Consider the following 22,114-nt stretch of genomic DNA (forward strand, 5'->3'; position numbering starts at 1 on the left):
CGCTTCGTACCGTACGAGTGGCCCGGGCCGGGTCCGGACAGTGTGTTCCGGGCCCGGCCCGGCTCGGTCTCAGTGCTTGCCCGAGGCCAGTTCCTTGGCCGCTTCCGTCAGGTCCTTCGCCGTGTCGATGGCGCGCCAGTACGCCCCCTGCGGCAGCGGAAAGCCCGCCAGGCTGCGCTCGCGCGCCAGCCGTGGGAACGTCGTCCGCTCGTGGTCACCGCGCTCGGGCAGCAGCTCCGCGAAGCGTGAAGAGAACACATACACACCGGCGTTGATCAGATAAGGCGACGGTGGCGCCTCGATGAAGTCCAGGACATGGCCGAACTCGTCTGTCTCGACGGCGCCCCATGGAATCCGGGGACGGGCGAGGGCGAGTGTCGCCGTCGCGTCGCGCTCCGCGTGGAACGCGGCCATTTCGCGCAGCGAAAAACGTGTCCAGATGTCGCCATTTGTGGCGTACCACGGCTGCTGCGGGGCAGGAAGCCTGGCAGCGGCGTACTTGAGCCCCCCGCCGCGCCCCAGGGGCTCGGGCTCCACCACGGTCGTGACGTGCAGCGGCAGATCCGCCGACTCCAGCCAGTCCTGGAGGACTTCGGCGAGATGGCCGCACGAGACGACGGCATCGGTCACGCCCTCGGCGGCGAGCCAGGCAAGCTGATGGCCGATGATCGGGGTCCCCGTGCCGGGGATCTCGACCATCGGCTTGGGACGGTCGTCGGTGTACGGGCGCAGCCGCGACCCCTGGCCGCCCGCGAGGACCACGGCCTGCGTCGGAAACGTATGCATGCCGTGAACGATAGGCGGGCCGGCATGGCGGGCGAGCCCCCGGTCGGTTTCCCGCAGGCCGGTCAGCTTCCCGCGGCCTGCTGCGAGACGCCGTACGCGAAGGAGGTGTCGCACACGGGACGCGAGAACGACTGCGCGCGGGTGGGTCCGTACACCGCCACGGCCGCACGGCCCAGGGCCCGCGCGATCGACATGCAGTGCCTGGCGAGGGACGGACGCTCCTCGACCTGCCGCTGAAGGTGCGTCAGGGCGATGCCCGGATCCTTCTCCTGAAGTTCCACAAGGAGCTGTTCGCGCAGAATATCCTGGGGCGTACGGGACTTGGCCCGTACCGAAGCGGTGTCCGAGGACGCGGTCAGGACCTGCGACTCGGCTGTGCCGGCCGCCCACGGGACGCGGGCGACCGCGAGAGTCCCGGAGAGCACCAGGACGACGGGCAGTACGAGAGCGAGAGTTCGGCCGATACGGCGGGCTGAGTGGGTCACGCAGGCGAGCGTAGCGGCCAGTGATGATTTGGCGACATTTAGTCACTCTCCCGAGGGATGGTTCGAGCGTTCTTTTCGAATCGCGGGTTGACGGCGCTGTCCGAAAAGGCCAGTGTGCCGGGGTATTTGTCGACACACGTAAACGGCCCCGCACCGAAGTGCGGGGCCGTACAAACGAATTCGGACGAGACCTCGGAGTGGCGTCCCCCGGAGACGGTCCGCCGGGAGGCGAGGTCCTCCGGGGAGGCCCGGCCGGCGAGCCGGTCCTGGCGGCGGCCGACTCAGTCGGTACGGTGGCCGACTCAGTCGGTCAGACGCTCACCCGTCGAGGTCGAGAAGACGTGCGTCTCGCCCGCGCGCGGTACGACATGCAGCTTGGCGCCCTTCTCCGGCACCGCACGCCCGTTGACGCGGACCACGATGTCCTTCCGCTCGCTGCCGAGGTCGGCGGTGCCGTACACGTAACCGTCGGCGCCCAGCTCCTCGACGACATTGACGGTCACGGCCAGACCGGCCGGCGCGTCCTTGGAGAGCGCGCCCGCGGCGCCGCTCGCCTCCGCGAGATCGAAGTGCTCGGGGCGGACACCGACCGTCACGGTCTTGTCGCCCTTGGCCGAGGCGGCGGCGAGGGCCTCGCGCGACACCGGCACCACGCTGTTGCCGAACTTCACACCGCCGTCGGTGATCGGCACCTCGACCAGGTTCATGGCCGGGGAGCCGATGAAGCCGGCGACGAAGAGGTTGCTCGGCCGGTCGTACATGTTGCGCGGCGAGTCCACCTGCTGGAGGAGCCCGTCCTTGAGGACCGCCACCCGGTCACCCATGGTCATGGCCTCGACCTGGTCGTGGGTCACGTACACCGTGGTGATGCCGAGGCGGCGCTGGAGCGACGCGATCTGCGTACGGGTCGAGACGCGGAGCTTGGCGTCGAGGTTCGACAGCGGCTCGTCCATGAGGAACACCTGCGGCTCACGCACGATGGCGCGCCCCATCGCGACACGCTGCCGCTGACCACCGGAGAGCGCCTTCGGCTTGCGGTCCAGGTACTCCGTGAGGTCGAGGATCTTCGCGGCCTCCTCGACCTTCTTCCGGATCTCCGCCTTGTTCACGCCGGCGATCTTGAGCGCGAAGCCCATGTTGTCGGCGACGGACATGTGCGGGTAGAGCGCGTAGTTCTGGAACACCATGGCGATGTCCCGGTCCTTCGGCGGCAGGTGCGTGACATCGCGGTCACCGATACGGATGGCCCCGGCGTTGACGTCCTCAAGACCCGCGAGCATCCGCAGGGAGGTCGACTTGCCGCAGCCGGAAGGACCGACGAGTACGAGGAACTCGCCGTCCGCGATCTCGATCTCAAGCTGATCGACGGCGGGCTTGGTGGAACCCGGGTAGACGCGGGTTGCCTTGTCGAACGAGACAGTTGCCATGACGCTGTGTCCCTCCACCGGCAGGAACGTGCCGGACGATCCGAGTAAAGGAATGGTTCTCCCGCCGCGAGGCGGAAGATGGGTCTAGTCCACCTGGGTGAACTGCGGGTGACGCTACCTGGCGTTTCCCGTTCTGTCAGCACTCCGGCGACAGGTAAATTCCTGGCCGACCGCGGATCGGGGGCCGCTACACTGCTGGCACACGCCTCCTTAGCTCAGTTGGCCAGAGCAACGCACTTGTAATGCGTAGGTCGTCGGTTCGAATCCGACAGGGGGCTCAGCCGGAGGCCAGGTCAGGGGAGGTTTCCTCCTCGGCCTGGCTCTCCTCCTCCGGCTCCTGCGTGAGCGATGCGTGAGCGGAGGTGCTGGGAGCCGCCTTCCGGGCACGGGGGACGGCCGCCGCCGCGCGCTCGGTCAGCTCCTCCTCGTACTCCTCGAACAGCTCCATGTACGTGTCGCTGGTCAGCGCGATGGTGGAGTGCCGGAGCTTCGCCTTCGCGTCATGAATGTCCCCGCCGCCGGCCTTCACGAGCGCTGCCGCCCCGTGCCGGAGGTCCCGGAGGTTGATCGGCGGAAGGTCCGCTGTCGCGACAATCTCGCGGAAGGCGTCACTGACCATCTCCGGGTGCAGCCAGGTCCCATCTTCCTGGGTGAAGATCTTCCCCGTATCGGACCACGGCAGGCGCTTCTCCTTCAGCGCGGCCCGCTCGGCGGCCTGGCGCTCGCGGTGCGCCTTCAGCACCTCCATCGTGCCCCGGTCCAGCTTCACGGCTGCCGCCGAGCCGTCCGTCTTCGGCTCGGTCTCGATCGGCGTCCACCCGTCCGTCACGATCTCCTTCGCCACCGCGATGGTCCGCGCCTCCCAGTTGACGTTCGCCCAGTCCTGCCCCACACCCTCACCACGGCGGAGTCCGTGGTGGGCGACGAGATGGAAGAAGGCATACAGCCTGTGCTCCTCGGCTGCGTCCAGGAACGCGCCGAGCTGCGCTGGCGTCCACACCATGACCGGCCCCGGCCGTTCCCCCGTCTCACGCCAGCGCGCCACCCGCTCGGCTGTCCAGAGCTGTCCCTTTGGCCGCTTGGCCGAGCCGAGTTCGACGTGGGCGGCGGGGTTGAAGGTGATGTACTGGCGGCTGATCGCGAAGTTCAAGGCTGTCCGCAGGGCTCGCCGGATGTCGTGCTTCGTCGCCGGGCCGGTGATCCGCCGGTAGGGCGGCATCTCCGCCAGCGCCGCCCGCTCGGCGGCCAGGCGCTCGCGCTCAGCCTTCGGCGGCCGGGACCGCTTCCCCCAGGTTGCCCGTGCCTGCTGCTCGCGGCGGGCCTCGTTCTCCGCGCGGATCACATCGTTACGGTCGTCGATCCCGTCGAAGAAAGCCTGGGCATGTCCGACGTTGAAGCGGTCGAGCCGGTGGTGGCCGACGCCTTCGCGCAGGTGGTAGTTCACGCGGGATCGGTACCCGTTGACGGTTGTCGCCCGCCGCGACTTCTTCTTGGCCTCCAGCCACTCGTCTAGGAGGTCGGCCACCGTCATCGTGGACGTCAACTTCTGCCCGGCTTGGAAGCGGCGCCGTGTCTCCTCAAGGTCAGGTATCGGCGCCTTCTTGTCGTTCGACACCACCTCCAGAAGGTCGCCGATGCGGACTTGGCCCTCAACGTCGTCCTTGTCGGGCAGTGCGAGAAGGGCGCGGACCTTGTCGAGGTCTTCTTGCGCGTCCTTCGCGGTGGCGTAGCCCGCCCGGGAAAAGCTGCGTCGCCCGCCACCCTCGCGTGGCGGCAGTTCCTGACGTAGCGCCCACGTGCCATGCCGCTTGCTCGACAACTGCGGGCATGCCTTGCCCAGTGGGTTGCCGTCGTCGCCGCGGCAATAGCAGCGGCGGTATGTCGAACCCTTCATGCGCTCTCCCAACATGGCGGTCGCCCGGGTGAGGACCTGACCCGCGGGCGACCGCCGTACACGGGCCGGGTCAGTGGGTGTCGGGCCGATCGGACCAGCGCTGCACCCACAGCCCATCGCCTGTGATTCTGGCGAGGTACTCGTTCATCTCCGTGATGAGCTGGGGGGTGGCGAAGCCCATGCGGATCATCCACACGAACCGGCCCTGCTCCTCCAGCGGCAGGCAGGTGGCCGCGGCGGGGAGCTTCGACGCAGGAACGATCCTCCACTGCACATCGGCCATGCCGAGCCCCTTGGGTGCCGAGTCGACCCGGCCGGGATCGCTCGGGTCCCACGCCTGCGCCCAGCGGTTCTCTACCCCGAGGATCTGCCGGTGGAAATCGTTGAGGTCTCGGCACAGCCCGGGATGGGCGTGCCCGTACCGGATGCGTACCGTGATGGCGGCATCCTGCTCGGTGAGGCGGCAGGCTCGGCCAGCGGAGATGTTCGCCCCAGGGCCTAGCGAGAAGGTGACGGAGGTCACCTCATTGAGCTTTTCGTTCATGGTCTTTCCCCCACCACGCCTACCGGTCCGCACACCTGTTCGATAGCGGCGCCGGAGTCATCTGTTCCGCCCCCCGGCGGGGGAACCATCATGCCCAAGAGGTAGTAAAAGCGCCAGGAGTTACAGGAAAGTAACTGTGTGTTAATCCGTGGCCTTGGGGTGGTTGCTCCACGCCCTCATCAGGTCGCGGACCCGCTCGCGGTCTGCCGGGCTCATCGCCTGGTAGTCGTGCACCATCGCGCGCGTCTCGTGATCATCGGCCCACACTGTGTCGAGCCCCAAGAACTGTGCGCCGGCGGCCTCCTTGATCAGGGTGGGCGGGAGCTTTAGGCCGGCCGCCAGAGCGCGCAGCTCGGGGGTCTGCGGAACGAGGATGGGGAGCCCCTTCTCAAGCCGGTCGACGACGCCGAACTTCCACAGAGGTCCGCTGGCCGGATTTTCGGGGTCGATGCAGCGCTCTGCCAACTTCCGCAGGCTCAGCCCCAGTTCCGCGCGACGGTTGCGCACGATATCGGACAAGTCAGTCCGGGACTGAGAGTCGGTCATAAGGCCCATCCTGTCACTCTTCTGCCATTGGGTGTCTGTCTCCCCCATAGTGCGCATGGCGTCACCGCCCAGGTCAGGGGCGGCCTCCTGTTTGACTCCATCGACAGATTGTCTATGCCGTCAGACGTAGCACGCTACCGGGTCGCACCCGGATGGCCGGAGGCCGCCATGCGTGGCTGAATACCTCCCCATGTTCTACGAGATAGACAATGCGTCTATCTCGTGAGACGGTTGTTCAACGAGACCGACAACTCGTCTTACGAGGTGAACATTGCGCAAGCCCATGTACCGGCTGGTAGACCCGGACCTTCTGCGTGTGCTCATGAGACGCACGGGGGATGGCCGCTCCGTCAGCATCCGAGATCTGGCCGACGCCGCCGACGTGCACCACAGCACCATCGGACTCCTCCTCACCGGAGTCCAGGAGTCCGTCCCTGGCGAGGTGGCGCAAGCGGTCGCCGACCGCATCGGCGTGGACCTGCCCGTCCTCTGGGAGTGCATCGGCCGGACCACGCGGAGCCGACGCCGTCAGGCGGTGTCGGCATGACGACCCCGCCGCTGCCGCTTTCCATCGCCGAGATCCTCGACCAGCCCGCGATGGTCCCGCTCTGGCCGACCGTCGGTCGGGCCCTCGGCATCTCCGCGTCGACCACGTACCAGCTCGCGGCCGAAGACCGGATGCCTTTCGAGGTCGTACGCCTGGGGCGCCGCCTTTCCGTGCGGCACGTCGACCTTCTGGCCTATCTGCACCTTCGCGAAAACAGCGAAGCCGACGCGGCGGCAACCGCGACGGCTTCGGACGAGCACAGCAACGAATCCACTGCGAAGAAGACTGGTGAGCACTCGTGACGACAACGGTACCGCCCGCCGCCGACAGCCGACAGCCGGTCCCCGGCCAGTCCCTGAGTCTCGTGCTCGACGCCGAGATCACGACCGACAGCGACACCGGGCTGCCCATGCTCGTCGCTTCCACCAGCCACAACCAGCACGACATCCGAGAGATCACCCCCGCCCAGCTCCGCGCCAAGACCGCCGAGCTGCGCGCCCAGCTCGACGCGTTCGACGCGCTCGCGGACCGGTACGAGTTCGCTGCGCTCGTCGCCGAGCACGGCTTCACCGTTCAGGAGCTGGACACCTCACTCCTCGGCGAGGACCTGCGGCGCAAGTTCCTCGCCAACCTGTACGACTTCGCCGACGGCCGCACCATCCTCGCCGTACCCGCCGGGCAGGACACGGCCGAGCGACTGCGAGTCACCCGCATGCTCGTCGCTCACCTGGAGCGTGGGGAGCAGAGCGCATGACCCACACCACCGCCCCCAACCCGGCCGCCCTCGGCGCGGAGATCGCCAGCCACATCCTTGCCTCGGTGCCTGGCCTGGCCGGGCGGATCGACCAGGCGGAGTTCGCCGGGCTGACCGCTGACCTGCTGGTGAAGCACGGCCTCGTCCCGCCGCCGGCCATGGAGCAGCCCGTCCCGGACGCCGCGTGCACCGCGTACGACTGGTGCACGAAGACCGGCGCCCATGACCTGTGCTGGTCCAAGCTCACCGCACTGCCCAGCGTCGACGGCTACGGGGAACACACCCTCCCGGTCGGCCTTCACGCAGTGCCGGGCGAGGCCCCGCAGGTCGGGTTCCTCGACCTGGACCTCACCGCCGCCCAGGCCCGGCAGCGCGCCCGCGAGATCACCCGCCACATGGGTGAGGTGCTGCTCCTCGCCGATGTAGCGGAGGGTGTGGGCCCGCTGGAGCCCGACGCCGAGTGCTACAGCGTCCAGGCCGGAAACGCCGGGGGCAAGATCCTCAACGCGGAGCTGTACACCACTGACGAGGAGAACCCGGCGGACCGGGTGACCCGGATCGCTGTGTGGTCCTACCAGGGTGACGACGACCTGACGCCGGAACAGGCCGGTGAACTCGTCGAGAGCCTGGAGGACTTCCTCCCCGGGCTCCGGGCGCTCCGTGATCGTGCCGCCGAACTCAACGCCGCGCGAGGCCGCGCGTGAGCGAGACGACTACCACCGCGACGGCCGGGGTCCCCACCCCCGGCCGTCCGGCCGGGGGTGGCCGCATAGAAGGCGCCCTGTTCGTCGACCTTGATGGTCAGCGCGCCCGATACGAGTGCCTGCGTCCCGGCTGCCCGCACCGCCGCGAAGGCCCCGTCTTCTCCACTGACCTGGACGAGGACGGCGAGCCGATCGGCGTTGGCGGCGTCAAGGCCTTCATCGACGGCATCAAGACCCAGCACCTGACCCAGCACCACCACGGGGAGAACCGTTGACCGACGCGCAGCCCACACCAGACCTCCGGGCTTCCGCTCGCGAGCTGCACGACGCTGGCCTGTGCGTCCTGCCCATCAAGGCTGATGGCACCAAGAAGCCGGCCGTCAGCTGGCTTCAGTACAAGGTCGAGCGCAGCACGCCGGCCGAACATGACGCATGGTTCTCCGGCGACAAGGCCCGTGGCCTGGCCGTTGTCTACGGCGAGGTCAGCGGCGGCGTCGAGTTGCTGGAGTTCGAGGGCCTCGCCATCCGTGAGGGCCTGCTGGACGACGTCACGGAGATCATGGAGGCGTCGGGCCTCGGGGAGTCGTGGGCCGCCGTCCTGAACGGCTGGGTGACCGAGTCGCCCAGCGGCGGCCGTCACTACCGCGTCCGCCTTGATGGCGCTCCCGTCCCTCCGAACCGCAAGCTGGCCTCCAGGCTGGCGCGCGAGGACGAGTACACCCCCGAGGAACGGCAGCGGCTGGCCGAGAGGCCCAACAGCAAGATCGTCCGCGTCCTCATCGAGACGCGCGGCGAGGGCGGGTACGGGCTCGTCGAGCCGAGCAGCGGCACCGTGCACGCCACCGGGCGCCCGTACGTCCGTATCGCCGGATCACCAGCCACTGTCCCTGTCCTCGACCCGGACGTGATGGACGCGATCCGTGCCGTCTGCCGGATGCTCGATGACCTGCCCAAGGCGGAGACCCCGAAGACGGCGCCGACTCGTGACCTGCCGCCGCTGCCCGACGGCGGCCTACGCCCGGGCGAGGAGTACGAGGCCCGCGCGGACTGGGCGGACATCCTGCGTGGCACCTTCCGGCCGATCATCACCCGGGGGAACACGACGTACTGGGGATGGGCCGACGGTGTCGGCGGCGTGAAGGCGACGACCGGGCGCGACCCCGAGCGGGACCGGCTGTACGTCTTCGCCACCGGCTCCGAGTTCCAGGCAGAGGTGCCGTACACCAAGTTCGGTGCCTACGCGCTCTTGCAGCACGGCAGCAACCACAAGGCCGCCGCCTCCGCCCTGCGCGCCCAGGGGTACGGCACGCCGCCGCCGCGCCGCCGCCTCTCCTCGGTCCCTGCCCAGCCGCAGCACTTCAGCGACGGCTCGACCGCGCTCGACGCTGAGCAGGCGCCCGAGCAGCATGACGGGTTCGAGGGCGGCCCCCAGCTGCGCGCCGTCTCGGCCCGCCCTGAGCTGGACATCACCAACGAGGCCGACGCCATCGACGGCGTCCTCGCGCTCATGGGCAACGGCAGCCTGCCTGATCTTTACAAGCGGTCCGGTGGCCCCTGCTGGGTGTACCGCGACGACAACGACGACCCCGTGGTCCAGCAGCTCGGCTCTGACAACCTCCGGGCCTACCTCGCCGACCACGTCAGCAGCTTCGTCGTGAAGCGCAACCCCGTCACCGAGGAGCTGGAAGAACATCGCGAACTCCTCATGCCCAAGAGCTGCGCCACGGTCCTCGGCCGGAAGGACTGGCCGCTGCCCCTCCTTCGCGGGGTCGTCACATCACCCGTGATCCGGCCCGACGGCAGCCTGCTGGAGTCCCCAGGGTACGACCGGACAACCGGCCTCTACCTGGAACCTCGGGTGCCACTGCGCCGACTCCAGCCGCAGGTCACCAAGGAGAGCCTGGACCGGGCAAAGGACATCGTGCTCGGCCAGGTCTTGGCCGACTTCCCGTGGGTGGAACACAGCGACCGCGCCAACTTCCTGGGCGCGCTGCTCACCCCGATCGTGCGCGCGTACTTCCACGGGCCGACGCAGATGGTAGCCATCACAGCAACAGCGGCCGGCAGCGGCAAGACGCTGCTGAAGGACATCTTCAAACACTGCTACGGCACGGCAGATACGGCCTGGCCCGAGAACGACACCGAGCTGCGCAAGAGCATCACGACGCAGCTGTACGGCACCGGATCCCCCGTCGTCGTCTTCGACAATCTGCCGAACGGATTCGTCCTGAAGACGCCGATCCTGTCCGCCCTACTCACCGGCGAGCACTGGGGCGACCGCATCCTCGGGGCCACCGGCAAGGTGACCATGCGGAACGACCGGTTGTGGATCGCCACTGGGAACGCGCTCCGCACCGGAGGCGACAACCGCCGCCGAGTCCTGTGGGTCAGGCTCGACCCGGACTGCCCTGATCCTGACCAGCGGGACGGATTCCGCATCGGGGACCTTCGGCCGTGGCTCCGCGCCAACGCCTCCACTCTGGTCGCCGCGCTCGTCACCCTCGTACGGGCCTGGCTGGCTGCTGGGGCGCCCACCATCCGCGTCCGCAAAGGCGACTACAGCGAATGGGCCTCCATGATGGCCGGCCTGCTCCACTACCTCGGTGTCGATGGCTGGATGGCCAACGGCGCCGACGCCGGCAACCAGGACGACGAGCAGCAGGAGTGGGCGCTCTTCCTGGAGATGTGGCGTGAGACCTATGGCGCCGAGCCTCTGGCCACGGGGGCCGTCATCAAGGGACTGCCCAACCACGTCCCGCGTAAGGGCGACGAGCCGCCGAGTGCGAACCAGCTGGGCATCTGGTTGAAGGCCCGCCAGGGCCGCTACTTCGGCACTCACAAGGTCGTGATGGTCGTGGACAGCCACCGGAAGCAGAACCTGTGGCGCGTCGATGTCCATGCCGACCGAGGCACCGGACGGCACGAGTCATGACCGGCCGGGGCGCGGGGAGTGCGGGGGAGTCTGCGGGGACCTGCGCGGGGACTTCAGCAAGCCCCCGCAACCGGCCCGACCAGCACGAATGCGGGGACGCGGGGACTCGCGGGGGGCCCGGCGTATGCCCCGTATGGCGCGTGCGTCCCGCATGCATCGCGCATCACATGTGCCGCACGTCGTCTCACGCCAGTTCCGAAGCCCTCCGGCATCAAGGGATTTCCAGAGTCCCCGCAAGTCCCCGCATCCCCGCAAAACCCCTGACCAAAGCCCATGTGGAACCGCCCCGGAGTCCCCGCAGGACTCCCGCGAGGTCCCCGCACTCCCCGCAACAGCCCAGCAACCGATTCGAGGTGACCCATGTCCTTCACACCCCGCCCTTACCAGGTCGACGCCATCGAGGCGTTGCGCCAGGGCTGGACCACAGGGAAGAACCGGCTGGCAGTCGTGCTGCCGACTGGCGCCGGTAAGACCGTGGTTTTCTCCCACCTGGCACACCAGATGCTCGACTCCCTCAACGGCCGCCGCGTCCTCGTGATCGCCCACCGGGAGGAACTGATCTCGCAGGCCGCCGCGAAACTCCTGGCTGTCGACCCGCTGCTGAAGGTCGGCATCGTCAAAGCCCAGCACGATGACCACCACGATGCCGACGTGATCGTGGCAAGCATCCAGACCCTGGCCGTGGCCCGGCGGCGGGAGGCCATCCAGGACATCGGCCTGATCATCGTGGACGAGTGCCACCACGCAGCTGCCCGCACCTACATGGAAGTGCTCCAGCACTTCGGAGCCTGGGACGGCGTGCCGGTGGCCGGGTTCACCGCCACGATGACCCGGGTTGACGGTGGCCTCGCCGAGGTCTGGCAGGACGTCGTTTTCCGCCTCGACATCCTCGACATGATCAGCGACGGCTACCTGTGCGACGTTCGCGGCAAGGCCATCACCGTCGACACCCTCGACCTGAACAAGGTGAAGACCCGCGGCGGCGACCTGGTCGACGGGCAGCTCGGGAAGGCGCTGGAGGACTCCGGGGCACTGGACGCGATCGCCAAGGCGTACGTCGACCACGCCGCGGACCGGCCCGGTGTCGTCTTCACGCCGACCGTGGCGACCGCGCAGGCCGCCGCCGCCTCGCTGCGGGCGGTCGGCATCAAGGCGGCCCCGGTATGGGGCGACATGGGCCGGGAGGAGCGCCGGTCGACGCTCGCTCAGTACGAGGCGGGTGAGGTGCAGGTGCTCACCAACTGCATGGTGTTGACCGAGGGCTTCGACGCCCCGCACACGTCCTGCATCGTGGTCGCCCGACCTACCAAGTCCCCCGGCTTGTACGTGCAGATGGTCGGCCGCGGCCTGCGCCCGGCACCCGGGAAGCGTGACGCCCTGCTGCTCGACGTAATGGGCGCCGCGTCCCGCCACAAGTTGGCCTCCATGGTCGACCTCACCGAGCGGGAGATCGGCCAGGCCGAGGAGGGCAAGAGCCTACGGCAGGTCGCTGAGGAGCACGTGGCCAACGAGAAACGCCGCGCGCTCGCAGCCCGCATCGAGGCCGAGGAGATCAACCTGTTCGGGTCCTCGGCGATCCGCTGGCTCCGGACCGAGGACGGCACCTGGTTCATCCGGCTGACCGGCGCCATGTTCCTGTTCCTCGTCCGTGACCCCGGGACGCGGATGTACCGGATGCGCCGCTGGACGCAGGCGCACGGTGTGCACCCGCCGACGGACGACGTGGCCCGGCCGCTGCCAGAGGCCCTGGCGTGGCTGGAGCAGCAGGCCAAGGTGCTCGCCCCCGGGGCTTTCGTCGCGCGCGAGGCCCGGTGGCGGCGAAGCCAGCCCACCACGAAGCAGCTCGGTCTCTGCCGGCGGCTCGGCGTCACGGTGCCGCGCGCGAGCACTGCCGGGGACGTCGCCGATCTCATCGACCAGGACCGCGTTGGCCGCGTCCTCGGCCAGCTCATTCTTCCCGCCGCGTAAACGTCCGGGCCTGTCGCTACCAGGCCCGGACCTCCACCCATCACATCACGGAGGAACCTATGGACACCCAGCCCAACCCCACCCCGGCGCAGGAGCTCGGGCACGCCAGTGTCGCCGACACCACCGCGGCGTACGGCTCGCCGCTGACCCCCGAGATCGTCTCCACGATCCTGCGGGACCCGGACAACCCGCTCTACCCGTCCCGCATCTGCGTCTACTGCGACGACTGCGGCACCCAGTTCACCGGCGAGTACATGGTCTCGGAGGAGCAGACCAGCACCGAACGGCTGGAAGTCGCCCGCTCCCACATGCGCACCCAGGGCTGGCAGTGCAATGAGTTCGGCGACTACTGCCCCGAGCACAAGAGGACCGAGCCGACGGCGTGCGCGAAGTGCCGGACCGCCTTCGACCCCGCCGACGGCCGGTTCGACGGCCGTGCCCGGTACGCCGGGACGCCGTACTGCCGGCACTGCGTCGACCGGTGCTACGAGTCCACCGACGCCTTCCACGTGTGCGTCATCTGCCGCTGAAGCCGCACGGCCGCCCCGCAACTCGGCTGCGGGGCGGCCCACCATCCGTCACACCACTGCACCCGGGAGGATCAGCATGAAGCGCCACAACGCGGACAGCATCACCGACGACGCCCTGGACCAGTTGTACGAGAACGCCAACCGAGGCTGGCGACGAGGGGACAGGTGGAAGGCGAAGGCCGAGCAGCTCACCGCCGAGCGGGATCAAGCTGTGGCCGCCGCCCGGACCGCTGCTCTGGCTGATGCCGAGCGGCAGTTCCTGTCCTTGGCTTTGGACCTGGCCGCCGACACGATGGCCTCACGCGGCGACGAGTTCACCGCCGACGACGAGGCCGCGTTGGAGAAGCTGCGCCGATTGGCCGACGAGGCACAGCAGCCCGCGACCGGCAAGTGCACCACGTGCGGGCATCTGTCCTGCGGTGAGCGCACCCCGTGCAACGCGATCACTGGTGTCAGCGTGCTCACTGAGCACCGCTGCCCCTGCACCGGACATGATGCCGTCGGAGGGCATCCCGACACCCGGCCCGAGCAGCCCAGCACGGAGCAGCAGTGTGAGTGCGGGTGCGGACGCCCGGCTGTGCTTGTGTATGGCCGCTTCCTCGCACTGCCCGTGCCCGACGACGCCCGGCGCGAGCGGTACGCGGCGGCGATCACCGCGACCAGCGGGTGGGTCCTGGACGACGGACAGCACATGGCCGACGCGGTCATGGCCGTGGCGGACGCGGAGCTTGCCGACGTGACCGCCGAACGGGACGCTCTCCTCGCGGAACTCGACGGCCGTCACGACGAGGCTCGCGAGCGATGGATCCAGAAGCAACTCGACGAGACCGGCATCCGGTCCATGGACTTCCGCAACGGCGCCGAGATGGAACTCGAACCGGCCCGTGAACTCCTCGCGCACTGGGTCGCTGCCGCCCGCACGATGCTCGGCGACGCACCCAACTACACCGAGACCGTGGCCATGGACGTCAAGGTCGCCGAGTCCCCCGAGACATACACGCTGGTGGTGCAGCGGCACGCGCCTGGCGCGCTCACTCCACACGAGGCTCGGGCCAAGGCCGAAGCCGAGCTGGAGCGCGCCGAGGCCGCCATCGACCGTGCGCGGAAGCTCGCCACCCAATGGGCCGTGCTGCGCACCCTCGGTGGCGCCGCCACCGAGCTACGCGCCGCCCTCGACGCCTCGGCCGCCGACACCACCACGGAGCGCTGACCATGGCCCTGCCGTCCGGACGCGGCCCCCTCATCGCGTACCGCTCTACCGCCGGCACGTACACCGCCGTTGACACCGAGGCAGTCACGGACGACCGCGAACGCGCTGTCTGCCGGGCGCTCCTCACCCACGCGCTGAAGCTCCTCGATGAGCAGGAGAGCAAGGCGCCCAAGAAGACCCCCATCGGATTCGCCTGAACCACCACCAGCACCAGTACCGCCCCTGTTCAGCCCCAAGGAGTCCGATGAACACCTGCTTGATGTGCGAGCGGGACACCGTGGCCGGCTACCTGTGCGGCGGGTGCCGCCGGGCGACGGCCGCGCGTCTCGACCGGATGCCGAAGCTGTGGTCCGCGCTCGCCGCGTTCCTCCCGCCCGGCGGCCGGGCCACCACCCAGTACGGCCGCGCCCGCGCGGCCGAGGCGCCGCTGCCGGTCGCTGAGGAGCCGCTGAGCCTGCGCGGGCCCGGCGGCATGGTCGGGACCTTGGAGAGCTGGCGTGCGGCCCTGCACGCCGACCGGGGATGGGACGAGCCGGTGGTGTGCGTCGGGATCGGCGAACGCGTCACGGCCGCCGCCAGCGCCCTGTTGATGAGCATGGAGTGGGTCGCCACCGAGTGGCCGGCGGCCGGTGACATGGCGCGGGCCGTCAAGGAGCTGGAGCGGGCTGCCATGTCGGTGGTGGACGCTCCGGATCCGGCGAAGCGTCCGGTCCGGCTCGGGCCGTGCCCGGCCCTGGTGGAGGGCGGGCAGCCGTGCGGTGCGGTGCTGCGGTACTTCCCGGGTGATGCGGATGTGCGGTGCCGGTGGTGCCGGTCGTCGTGGCCGGTCACCTTGGAGGCGTTGGCCCGGGTGAAGGGGTGGATGGACGAGGACGCGAAGGAAGCTACTGAGGAGTCTTCGGAAGACGCTGCTTCGGCCGCGCCGGAAGCTCATCCGTCTCATGCGTGAGCCAGAGCAGGAACGCGTTGATGTGGGTGTTCATGTCGGAGCCCACCTCGGCGACGGCAGCCTTCGCTCGCTCGTACACCTCGGGCTCGGGGCGGTACGTGCGCGCCCTCTTCTTGTGGACTCCTGCTGGCATGCGGGAATCGTCCCACAGTGGATTGCCACGGTCCAGGGAAGACGCTACGTTAGTGGAGTGCCACTCGGGAGTTGCTCCACCAACTCCCTTGACGCAGAACGGCCGTGGCGCGGGGCTCCACCCCCACACCACGGCCTGACCTAAGCCCGGCAAGCCGGGCGTACACCTTGATCTCACCAAGGAGTCGGCTGACATGGATCTTTCCATGCCCGCGCGCACCGCCGCGCCCCCGCCCGACCGGCGTCTGATCGCCGTCGGCAGCATCACCCGCCGCAGCGGCCGTACCACGACCGTTCGCGCCACCGAGGCCGGCGTCACCGGCACGATCCGCCCGGCCGGCGGTGCCCGGTGAACGACACCCCCACCCCGGCTCCCACCACGCCCGGCGGCGAGGCCCGCGAGATCCTCCTCGACATCGCCGCCCGCCTCGCGAGCATCCGCCCGACCCATGCGTTCACTGACGGCCGCCGCATGGCGATGATCCTCACCGCGGTCACCAACCGGCGCGGCTACATGACCGACGCCGCCGACGAGTTGGAAGCCGAGGTCCTCCAGTACGCCCCGCCCGTCGACCGCGCCATCACCCGCGGGGAGTACGCGTTGATCCTCCGCCGCTCGGCCGGGGGTGACGACGAGTGAGCGACGGTACCGAGACCGGTCTGTCGCCGGTCCACGACCTGCTCGCCGCGATCGTGGACATGATCGACGTCCCCCGGCCCGAGGAGTACAGCGAGCAGCCCACCTACTACCGGCTCCTGGAGGCCCGCGCCTCCATGCTGCGCGGCTACCTCAACGCCATGGTTGAGAGGCGGCGCGAGCCGGCGCCGTACCACGCCGTAGGCATCCGCGAGATGACCGCCGACCTCCCCGTCACCTACCGCCCGTACACGCGCCCCGAGGACGGGGAGGGGACGTGCTGACGCTGTCCGTCACCCCCTCCCGGGTCGCCGCCGTCCTTCACCAGGCCGCGATCACGCTCGCTGCCGACGGCTGGGACCCGTACCTCCGGCCGATGATCGCCGCCGTGGACCGAGCGGCCGGCTTCACCAAGCCCGGCATCGACCCGGCCGCCGAGGAGACCACCCTCCAGGCGTGGGACACCCTCGGCGCTCACCTCGGAGAGCAGGCGGTCGAGGGGTGGGAGCGTGCGCCCGGACGCACCACGGCCGAGGTATGCACCGCGCTGCACGCCGCTGCCGGAGGTGGTACCCCGTGAGCACTCCTCCGCTGCCCGGGAAGGGCCTGTCCGTGAAGGTCGACGCCGAGCTGTATGACGACCTGGCCGTGATCATGAGCGCGGGTATGACCGGCGACCACGGAGGTATGACCGCCTCCGCCGCCGTGAAGCACGCGGTCTCACTCATCGCCGGTACGTACCGCAACGCCTGGGAGGCCGAGGTCTACCCGCCCGGTGTCGAGCCGCAGATCATCGCCTGCCAGGTCGCCCCGTACGACCCCGCTGTTCACGGTCATACCGGCCCTGACCAGCCCGGTCACACCGCCCCGGTCCCGGCCGCCGAGCCCGGCACCTGACCCGTCATACCGCCCGCGCACGCACGTCAGACCGCGAGGCGCGGGCGGTATGACCCGCACACCCCACGGAGAACCACCGTGCTCGCCTACGCCCTCGGCTGGGCCGTGACCGCCTACGTGGTCATACGCGCCCTCGCGCTCCTCACCCCGCCGGTCATACGCGCCCGGCTCGCCACCTGGGCGATCTACGCCGCGTCCCTCACGACCATCGCCAAGCTCCTCGGCTTCTGAAAGGCCCACCGTGTCCAACAGCCTGACCGCCGCCATCGACACCGCCGCCCGGCACACCATGGCCGCCCAGCCCCAGATCGCGCCTGCCCTCGACGTCAACGGCGGCGCCATGGGCGCGCTCATCGTCGGGATCATCATGTGCACGATCATCGTCGTGAAGTGGAAGAACAACGTCTACAAGGACGCTGAGAAGAAGGTCGTCATCACGACCGCCATCGCCGTCGCGCTGCTCGCCGGATCCGCGGGCGGGATCGTCGCGGACATCTTCGGCACCGTCCAGCAGGTAGGCGGCACTGTCGGCACCACCATCACCCAGACCGGCGTCGGCCGGTGAACCTCCGTCCCCTGGCGGAGCCCCTCCACGACGGCTCGTTGATCCTCGCGCTCAGGCTTACCGCCTGGGTCACCGAGCCGAAGTACCGGGACCTCCCCGACGACGCCCCGAAGAACGCCAAGCCCGAGCTGGACAAGCGGGCCCCGCTCAAACGGCTCGCCCTCCTCGGCGCCGGCGGCTACCTGATCCTCGCCTCCGACTACACCACCTACGCAGTCGCCGCCGGAACGGTCGCCTGGGTCACCGGGGCCTGGGCCATCGGCTACCGCGAACTCCTCGACGACCAGGACGAGGAGGGGCACGTCGACACCGTGACCCCCGAGCCCGAGAAGGGTTTCGCCGACACCGAGACCCCCGAGCCGGTGTCCACCGTGGTGGACACCCCTCCGCCGGACCCCCGCGCGGTCTTCGCCCGCTGGCTCATCCAGACCATCGGCCCACGCACCGGAATCCACCTCTACGAGCTGTACCCCGCCATGCGCCAACTCCCCGGCCACAAGGGGCACGACGACGCCCGGCTCCGGGCCGCCCTCACCACCCTCCGCATCACCATCACCCGCAGCCTCCGCGTCGGCGACGTAGAAGGCCGCTCCGGGGTCCGCCTCGCCGACCTCGCCCCCCTCCTCCCCCGCGACGGAGAGGAGCCCCTCTCCACGGATGGAGACGCAGGTCAGACCGCTGATTCTCCGGACGGAGAGCAGCCGGAGAGCCGTGGAGAGCACGCCGGAGAGCGGGTGGAGAGCGCATGATCCGCCGCCTCGTCACCCTCGCCGCCGAGCTGGCGTACTGCGCGCGCTGCGGCTGGTGGTACCCGCCCCACACCCACTGAACAGCGGCTGACGGCTGCCCGATCCGCCCGACACTACGGGCGGTGAGGGGAGCCGGGACAGCCCCGGACAGAGAGGACCAGATGACCGCCACCCGAAGCCACTGGACCTGGCACCTGAAATTTCCCCACCCCACCACCGGGGAGCCCTTCTCCGCCGGAGGCGAGACATACGCCGACGCCGACGCGACCGCAGCGTCGATCCTGCCGGGCATCGTCGCCGACACCGAGCAGCGGCTCGGCGTCAGCGGGATCGCCAACAGCGCCCTGAACTACAGCGCGCAGCGGACCCACTGACCCCGCACCAAGCCGACCGGTTCGCCTGCGCGGACCACACCTCAGAGAGGACGATAAGGACATGACGAACTGGACGATGGAAGCCCGGGTACGGATCGTGGCTGACTTGGAGGCGGCCAACCCCTACGGCCCGCCCCGCAAGTACCGAGCGGGGGAAGAGGTGGACATGCTCCTGGTCGGCCAGGAGGGTAAGCCGATGTCCGCCGCCATGTGGTGGTCCTCGATGGACATCGACAACGCGTACATCCTCCCCGGCGACAGCGCGGTCGTACTGGAGATGAAGGGCCCCGTCTGGATCAAGTGCGGCTCCTGCGGCAAGGGCGGCCGGATCGAGCGCGGCAGCGACCAGGTCGCCCGCGTTGACGTCGGAGGGCGCATCGCGAAGCGACGGGCGGAAGAGCGACGGGAGGCCGCCCGGCAGCTCGATCCCGACACGCTGCCGTCGGCTCCCGGCTGCGAGCACTGGCGCCGCGAGCACCGCGCGGATTTGTGTCCCCACCCCACCTGCGACCGCTGCCGGCATCTCGCCAAGCTGTAGCAACCCGGCCCCGCCGCCCTGCGCGGGAGTGCCAGAACGTTGACAACTTCGGCATTCCACCATCATTGCCCCGCACCCGACGAAACGATGGAGACATGACGACCAGGCTCTTCCCACTCGCCGATGTGCTCTCCGTCACCACGCGATGGACGCTCACCACGAACCCGTCGATAGCGATGGAGGCCGTGTGCGCCGTACTCGGGCACATGACGGGCCAGAGTGTCTACCTCCATCAGGCCCCGGACATCGCAGACGCATGCGTGCCCGAACTCATCGAACAGCATCCGTTCCTGGCCGACTTGGTCCTGCCGGATGACCGGTCCGATGCCGTGGTCATGGCGTGGCTGGCCAAGGCCGAGCGGGTGCATGGCACCGAGATCGAGGTGACCCCGATCAACGACTGGCGTTACCGCGACCCCATCGAGGACGCCGCCGACATGGCTGGCGTCGAACGGGTGTGGGTCGTACGACCCGACGAGCGGTAAGCCCTGCGTCGTACGCTGTTCTCATCCCATCCGCGCTGCTGGCTGCTGCGCTACTCGGGCCCGAGGCCCCGCCGACCGATCGCGGCGGGGCTTCGCGCATGACGGACACTGGCCGCGAAGGGCGGGGCGTAGCTCAGCAGCAGAGCGCCCGACTCATGACCGGTACAGACCCGGGTGCAATACCCGGCGCCCCGCCCCGGCCGTAGGCGACCATGGAGTCATGTACGTACCGCCCGGCCACCTCACCGCCCGCCAGACCGCCAACGCCCTCGGCATCACCCTCGGCGGCGTCCGCCAGCTCGTCCACCGAGGCCGACTCAAGCGCGCCGGCGGAACCGAACGGCACCCCCACTACGCCAGCAGCGACGTCACCGCCCTCATCGCCGCCCGGCACCCGATCCAACGCCCCTTGACGCGCAGGTCAGAGCCGTGTAACGATCTCCGTGCAGAGCTGTGCCCACAACCAGCCTGAACCGCAGACACCACGAAGGCCCCGAACCGGCAACGGACGGGGCCTTCGTTGTATCGTCACCGGGCCTCACACGGTGGCCTGACACGTCACGATCGTGTACCCCCCGCTGCTCGTGTTCTCCGCCACGACCATGTCATCAACCAGGATCTGACAGGTCAGATCGCCCGTGCTCCCGGTGTTCTGGGCCGACAGGTACAAGGACGTCCCCCGGACCGCAGTGAAGTCGAGCGGGGCGCCGTCCGTCGACACGAGCGGCACCGCCTTCCCCGCCGCCTGCGCCATCTGCCCCCGGCCATCCGTGAACGTCAGATCCGCGCCGTCCGCAGACCCCGTCAGCCGGTACTCCACCCGGCTCGACGCCGACACCTCCGTCAGCACTGCCGTCTCCTCGCTGCCGGCCGTGTCGCTTCCGTCGTTGCCCGCTACCCACACCCACACTGCGACCAGCACGGCGACCAGCCCCACCACCGCTACGCCCCGGCCTAACGTCCAACGCGGCCCTGCCTGTTGCTCCATCTCCAGTCCCCCCTCATTGAGTGGCCACAGCGTACGGACGGGAGGCTCACCATGCCCAGGCGCCGAGCCCGTACCGTCTGTTCCCGCCCCGGCTGCCCCCGGCTCACCGACCGCGGCCGCTGTGCCGACTGTCGACGCGAGGCAGAGCAGCGGCGGGGCAGCGCGAGGGACCGCGGCTACGGCGGCGAGCACGAGACCCGCTTCCGTCCCGGAGTCCTTGCCCGGGATCCCGTGTGCGTCCTGTGCGGTCAAGCGCCCAGCGTCCACGCCGACCACCACCCGCGCGACCGCCGCGCCCTGGCCGACGCCGGCCTCAACCCCAACGACCCTCAGTACGGGCGCGGGCTGTGCGGCTCGTGCCACAGCACGCATACAGCAGCCGAGCAGCCCGGAGGATGGAACACATGACCGGATGGGATGACAACGCGGGCTCCGAGACGCGGCCCATCGGTGACGTGCTCGACGGGCTCGGCATCCGGGCCACCGTCAACGAGGGCGAGCTGGTCGCCGGCGCTCTGGTCCTGCTCAAGGTGATCGACGAGGACGGGGACACTCGCCTCAGCCTGGCCCACTCCGATGGCCTGGGCTGGATCGAACGAGCCGGCATGCTGCGGGTCGCCGAGACCCTGGAGACCACCTCAACCCTGGGCCTGGCCGGCGACTGAGCGGCCCCAATGTCACCCAGGGTGACGCCCCCTGGGGGGTGACCCCTTCCCGGTGATCTTGGCCGGACCGCCGGGGAGGGCGCCGGCTGAATGTACGGGTCTGGGAGGCCCGCAGACCGGGCTCAGGCACCACGCACCGTAACCGCGCTCGGCTGCAACGGCCGGGCATCCGACGTGCCGCAACGGCACTGTGGGGGTGATCGGCATGGCCGGAATGGGCCCTGCCCCGAAGCCCAACGCTCGGAGGCGCAACGCCACCGTTGCGATGGTCGAACTGCCTGTTGCTGGGCGCGGCGGCGAGCCGCCGGCGTGGCCGCTGCTTGCCGACATCGCGTTGTCGACACAGCGCGACTCCGCGCAGCGCCTGGCCGACGATCTCGAACTGGCTCTCCAGGAACCGAACCTCAAGGGGCGTGCACGTACGACTGCGCAGCGGAAGGCGGATGCCGCCCGGCAGGAAGCCGCCATCCTTACTGCTCGGCTTGCGGCGCAGGAGCGTGTCGAGGGCGAGCTGTGGATTCAACTGTGGGCGCTGCCGCAGGCCGTTGAGTGGGAACGAGCCGGTTGGACCCGCGAAGTGGCCCAGTACGTGCGATGGAAGGCCAGGGCAGAGCAAGGCGACCTGGACGCGTCCAAGGAGGCCAGACAGCTCGCCGACCGGCTGGGGCTGTCGCCGCTGGCCATGCTGCGGCTGCGCTGGAGGGTAGCGGCGGACGAGGACGAAAGCTCCGCGCGCCCTCGGCGGCGGCCGGCGGCCAGTGGGCGGCGGCCGGACGATCCGCGGGCCGCCCTGCACGTGGTGGAGTGA

General features: G+C 69.6%; 32 protein-coding genes and 2 tRNA genes. 27 read left to right on the forward strand and 7 right to left on the reverse strand.

All coding sequences use genetic code 11. The features are described 5' to 3' along the window. Positions 1–69: 69 nt before the first annotated feature. From KQY30_RS19925 to KQY30_RS19935, 3 genes are all read right to left on the reverse strand, one after another. A complete protein-coding gene (locus tag KQY30_RS19925) occupies positions 70–786 on the reverse strand; it encodes a nucleotidyltransferase family protein (protein WP_217307990.1) in 717 nt (238 codons plus the stop codon). A gap of 62 nt (positions 787–848) precedes the next feature. Beyond that, positions 849–1,271, reverse strand: coding sequence for a hypothetical protein (locus tag KQY30_RS19930; RefSeq protein ID WP_046507952.1), 423 nt, complete (start codon positions 1,269–1,271; stop codon positions 849–851). 302 nt (positions 1,272–1,573) lie between these two features. Then, positions 1,574–2,698 (reverse strand): ABC transporter ATP-binding protein, encoded by a 1,125-nt coding sequence (locus KQY30_RS19935; RefSeq protein WP_217307991.1) that lies wholly within the window; start codon positions 2,696–2,698, stop codon positions 1,574–1,576. Between the two features lie 204 nt (positions 2,699–2,902). Between KQY30_RS19935 and KQY30_RS19940 the strand changes: the two genes are divergently transcribed. Further along, positions 2,903–2,976: transfer RNA gene (locus tag KQY30_RS19940), tRNA-Thr, on the forward strand. Here KQY30_RS19940 and KQY30_RS19945 read toward each other — a convergent pair. The 3 genes from KQY30_RS19945 to KQY30_RS19955 all read right to left on the reverse strand — a co-directional run bounded on the left by KQY30_RS19945 (position 2,976) and on the right by KQY30_RS19955 (position 5,682). Beyond that, complete coding sequence (locus KQY30_RS19945; RefSeq protein WP_217307992.1) at positions 2,976–4,592, reverse strand: tyrosine recombinase XerC; 1,617 nt, start codon at positions 4,590–4,592, stop codon at positions 2,976–2,978. The two genes, KQY30_RS19940 and KQY30_RS19945, sit on opposite strands and share 1 nt — an antisense overlap. A 70-nt stretch (positions 4,593–4,662) precedes the next feature. After that, entirely contained in the window at positions 4,663–5,136 is a 474-nt protein-coding gene (locus KQY30_RS19950; RefSeq protein WP_217307993.1) for a hypothetical protein, read from the reverse strand. Positions 5,137–5,277: 141 nt separating this feature from the next. Beyond that, complete coding sequence (locus KQY30_RS19955) at positions 5,278–5,682, reverse strand: XRE family transcriptional regulator (protein WP_217307994.1); 405 nt, start codon at positions 5,680–5,682, stop codon at positions 5,278–5,280. 322 nt (positions 5,683–6,004) lie between these two features. Between KQY30_RS19955 and KQY30_RS19960 the strand changes: the two genes are divergently transcribed. The 24 genes from KQY30_RS19960 to KQY30_RS20075 all read left to right on the forward strand — a co-directional run bounded on the left by KQY30_RS19960 (position 6,005) and on the right by KQY30_RS20075 (position 20,125). Next, the gene (locus tag KQY30_RS19960; protein ID WP_254407232.1) at positions 6,005–6,229 is read left to right on the forward strand and encodes a hypothetical protein; all 225 of its coding nucleotides are present in this window, start codon (positions 6,005–6,007) and stop codon (positions 6,227–6,229) included. Then, positions 6,226–6,531, forward strand: a complete 306-nt coding sequence (locus tag KQY30_RS19965; RefSeq protein WP_217307995.1) for a helix-turn-helix domain-containing protein — start codon at positions 6,226–6,228, stop codon at positions 6,529–6,531. The genes KQY30_RS19960 and KQY30_RS19965 overlap by 4 nt, the downstream gene beginning before the upstream one ends. Next, on the forward strand, positions 6,528–6,983 hold the full coding sequence (locus KQY30_RS19970; protein ID WP_217307996.1) for a hypothetical protein: 456 nt from the start codon (positions 6,528–6,530) through the stop codon (positions 6,981–6,983). Before KQY30_RS19965 ends, KQY30_RS19970 begins: the two co-directional genes overlap by 4 nt. Continuing rightward, positions 6,980–7,687, forward strand: a complete 708-nt coding sequence (locus KQY30_RS19975; RefSeq protein ID WP_217307997.1) for a hypothetical protein — start codon at positions 6,980–6,982, stop codon at positions 7,685–7,687. The genes KQY30_RS19970 and KQY30_RS19975 overlap by 4 nt, the downstream gene beginning before the upstream one ends. After that, on the forward strand, positions 7,684–7,962 hold the full coding sequence (locus tag KQY30_RS19980) for a hypothetical protein (protein WP_217307998.1): 279 nt from the start codon (positions 7,684–7,686) through the stop codon (positions 7,960–7,962). The genes KQY30_RS19975 and KQY30_RS19980 overlap by 4 nt, the downstream gene beginning before the upstream one ends. Further along, entirely contained in the window at positions 7,959–10,619 is a 2,661-nt protein-coding gene (locus KQY30_RS19985) for a bifunctional DNA primase/polymerase (protein ID WP_217307999.1), read from the forward strand. Before KQY30_RS19980 ends, KQY30_RS19985 begins: the two co-directional genes overlap by 4 nt. A gap of 360 nt (positions 10,620–10,979) precedes the next feature. Next, positions 10,980–12,587 carry a DEAD/DEAH box helicase gene (locus KQY30_RS19990; RefSeq protein WP_217308000.1) on the forward strand — a complete coding sequence of 536 codons (1,608 nt, stop codon included), beginning with the start codon at positions 10,980–10,982 and terminating at the stop codon, positions 12,585–12,587. Positions 12,588–12,646: 59 nt separating this feature from the next. Beyond that, on the forward strand, positions 12,647–13,117 hold the full coding sequence (locus tag KQY30_RS19995) for a hypothetical protein (protein WP_217308001.1): 471 nt from the start codon (positions 12,647–12,649) through the stop codon (positions 13,115–13,117). A 76-nt stretch (positions 13,118–13,193) separates the two neighbouring features. Further along, positions 13,194–14,327: a hypothetical protein gene (locus KQY30_RS20000; protein WP_217308002.1), complete on the forward strand. Its 1,134-nt coding sequence runs from the start codon at positions 13,194–13,196 to the stop codon at positions 14,325–14,327. 2 nt (positions 14,328–14,329) lie between these two features. Continuing rightward, on the forward strand, positions 14,330–14,524 hold the full coding sequence (locus tag KQY30_RS20005; RefSeq protein WP_217308003.1) for a hypothetical protein: 195 nt from the start codon (positions 14,330–14,332) through the stop codon (positions 14,522–14,524). A gap of 47 nt (positions 14,525–14,571) precedes the next feature. After that, positions 14,572–15,276, forward strand: a complete 705-nt coding sequence (locus KQY30_RS20010) for a hypothetical protein (RefSeq protein WP_217308004.1) — start codon at positions 14,572–14,574, stop codon at positions 15,274–15,276. A 326-nt stretch (positions 15,277–15,602) separates the two neighbouring features. Then, entirely contained in the window at positions 15,603–15,761 is a 159-nt protein-coding gene (locus KQY30_RS20015) for a hypothetical protein (RefSeq protein WP_217311541.1), read from the forward strand. Continuing rightward, positions 15,758–16,048, forward strand: coding sequence for a hypothetical protein (locus tag KQY30_RS20020; protein ID WP_217308006.1), 291 nt, complete (start codon positions 15,758–15,760; stop codon positions 16,046–16,048). The genes KQY30_RS20015 and KQY30_RS20020 overlap by 4 nt, the downstream gene beginning before the upstream one ends. After that, complete coding sequence (locus KQY30_RS20025; RefSeq protein ID WP_217308007.1) at positions 16,045–16,329, forward strand: hypothetical protein; 285 nt, start codon at positions 16,045–16,047, stop codon at positions 16,327–16,329. Before KQY30_RS20020 ends, KQY30_RS20025 begins: the two co-directional genes overlap by 4 nt. Next, positions 16,323–16,625 carry a hypothetical protein gene (locus KQY30_RS20030; protein WP_217308008.1) on the forward strand — a complete coding sequence of 101 codons (303 nt, stop codon included), beginning with the start codon at positions 16,323–16,325 and terminating at the stop codon, positions 16,623–16,625. The genes KQY30_RS20025 and KQY30_RS20030 overlap by 7 nt, the downstream gene beginning before the upstream one ends. Then, positions 16,622–16,942, forward strand: a complete 321-nt coding sequence (locus tag KQY30_RS20035) for a hypothetical protein (protein WP_217308009.1) — start codon at positions 16,622–16,624, stop codon at positions 16,940–16,942. The genes KQY30_RS20030 and KQY30_RS20035 overlap by 4 nt, the downstream gene beginning before the upstream one ends. Positions 16,943–17,020: 78 nt before the next feature. Continuing rightward, positions 17,021–17,173 carry a hypothetical protein gene (locus tag KQY30_RS20040; RefSeq protein ID WP_217308010.1) on the forward strand — a complete coding sequence of 51 codons (153 nt, stop codon included), beginning with the start codon at positions 17,021–17,023 and terminating at the stop codon, positions 17,171–17,173. 10 nt (positions 17,174–17,183) lie between these two features. After that, the gene (locus KQY30_RS20045; RefSeq protein WP_217308011.1) at positions 17,184–17,507 is read left to right on the forward strand and encodes a hypothetical protein; all 324 of its coding nucleotides are present in this window, start codon (positions 17,184–17,186) and stop codon (positions 17,505–17,507) included. Further along, a complete protein-coding gene (locus KQY30_RS20050) occupies positions 17,504–18,256 on the forward strand; it encodes a hypothetical protein (RefSeq protein WP_217308012.1) in 753 nt (250 codons plus the stop codon). Before KQY30_RS20045 ends, KQY30_RS20050 begins: the two co-directional genes overlap by 4 nt. Positions 18,257–18,417: 161 nt before the next feature. Continuing rightward, positions 18,418–18,630 (forward strand): hypothetical protein, encoded by a 213-nt coding sequence (locus KQY30_RS20055; protein ID WP_217308013.1) that lies wholly within the window; start codon positions 18,418–18,420, stop codon positions 18,628–18,630. A gap of 61 nt (positions 18,631–18,691) precedes the next feature. Next, complete coding sequence (locus KQY30_RS20060) at positions 18,692–19,168, forward strand: hypothetical protein (RefSeq protein WP_217308014.1); 477 nt, start codon at positions 18,692–18,694, stop codon at positions 19,166–19,168. A gap of 95 nt (positions 19,169–19,263) precedes the next feature. Beyond that, a complete protein-coding gene (locus KQY30_RS20065) occupies positions 19,264–19,653 on the forward strand; it encodes a hypothetical protein (RefSeq protein WP_217308015.1) in 390 nt (129 codons plus the stop codon). Between the two features lie 122 nt (positions 19,654–19,775). Beyond that, positions 19,776–19,848, forward strand: a tRNA-Met gene (locus KQY30_RS20070). A gap of 25 nt (positions 19,849–19,873) precedes the next feature. After that, the gene (locus KQY30_RS20075; protein WP_217308016.1) at positions 19,874–20,125 is read left to right on the forward strand and encodes a hypothetical protein; all 252 of its coding nucleotides are present in this window, start codon (positions 19,874–19,876) and stop codon (positions 20,123–20,125) included. Between the two features lie 66 nt (positions 20,126–20,191). Here KQY30_RS20075 and KQY30_RS20080 read toward each other — a convergent pair whose 3' ends face one another. Beyond that, positions 20,192–20,641, reverse strand: coding sequence for a hypothetical protein (locus KQY30_RS20080; protein ID WP_217308017.1), 450 nt, complete (start codon positions 20,639–20,641; stop codon positions 20,192–20,194). A 404-nt stretch (positions 20,642–21,045) separates the two neighbouring features. Between KQY30_RS20080 and KQY30_RS20085 the strand changes: the two genes are divergently transcribed. Beyond that, positions 21,046–21,306 carry a hypothetical protein gene (locus KQY30_RS20085; protein WP_217308018.1) on the forward strand — a complete coding sequence of 87 codons (261 nt, stop codon included), beginning with the start codon at positions 21,046–21,048 and terminating at the stop codon, positions 21,304–21,306. Positions 21,307–21,502: 196 nt separating this feature from the next. Next, positions 21,503–22,114 carry a hypothetical protein gene (locus KQY30_RS20090; RefSeq protein ID WP_217308019.1) on the forward strand — a complete coding sequence of 204 codons (612 nt, stop codon included), beginning with the start codon at positions 21,503–21,505 and terminating at the stop codon, positions 22,112–22,114.

The sequence above is a fragment of the Streptomyces sp. GMY02 genome (assembly GCF_019056675.1).
Lineage (GTDB): Bacteria > Actinomycetota > Actinomycetes > Streptomycetales > Streptomycetaceae > Streptomyces > Streptomyces odonnellii.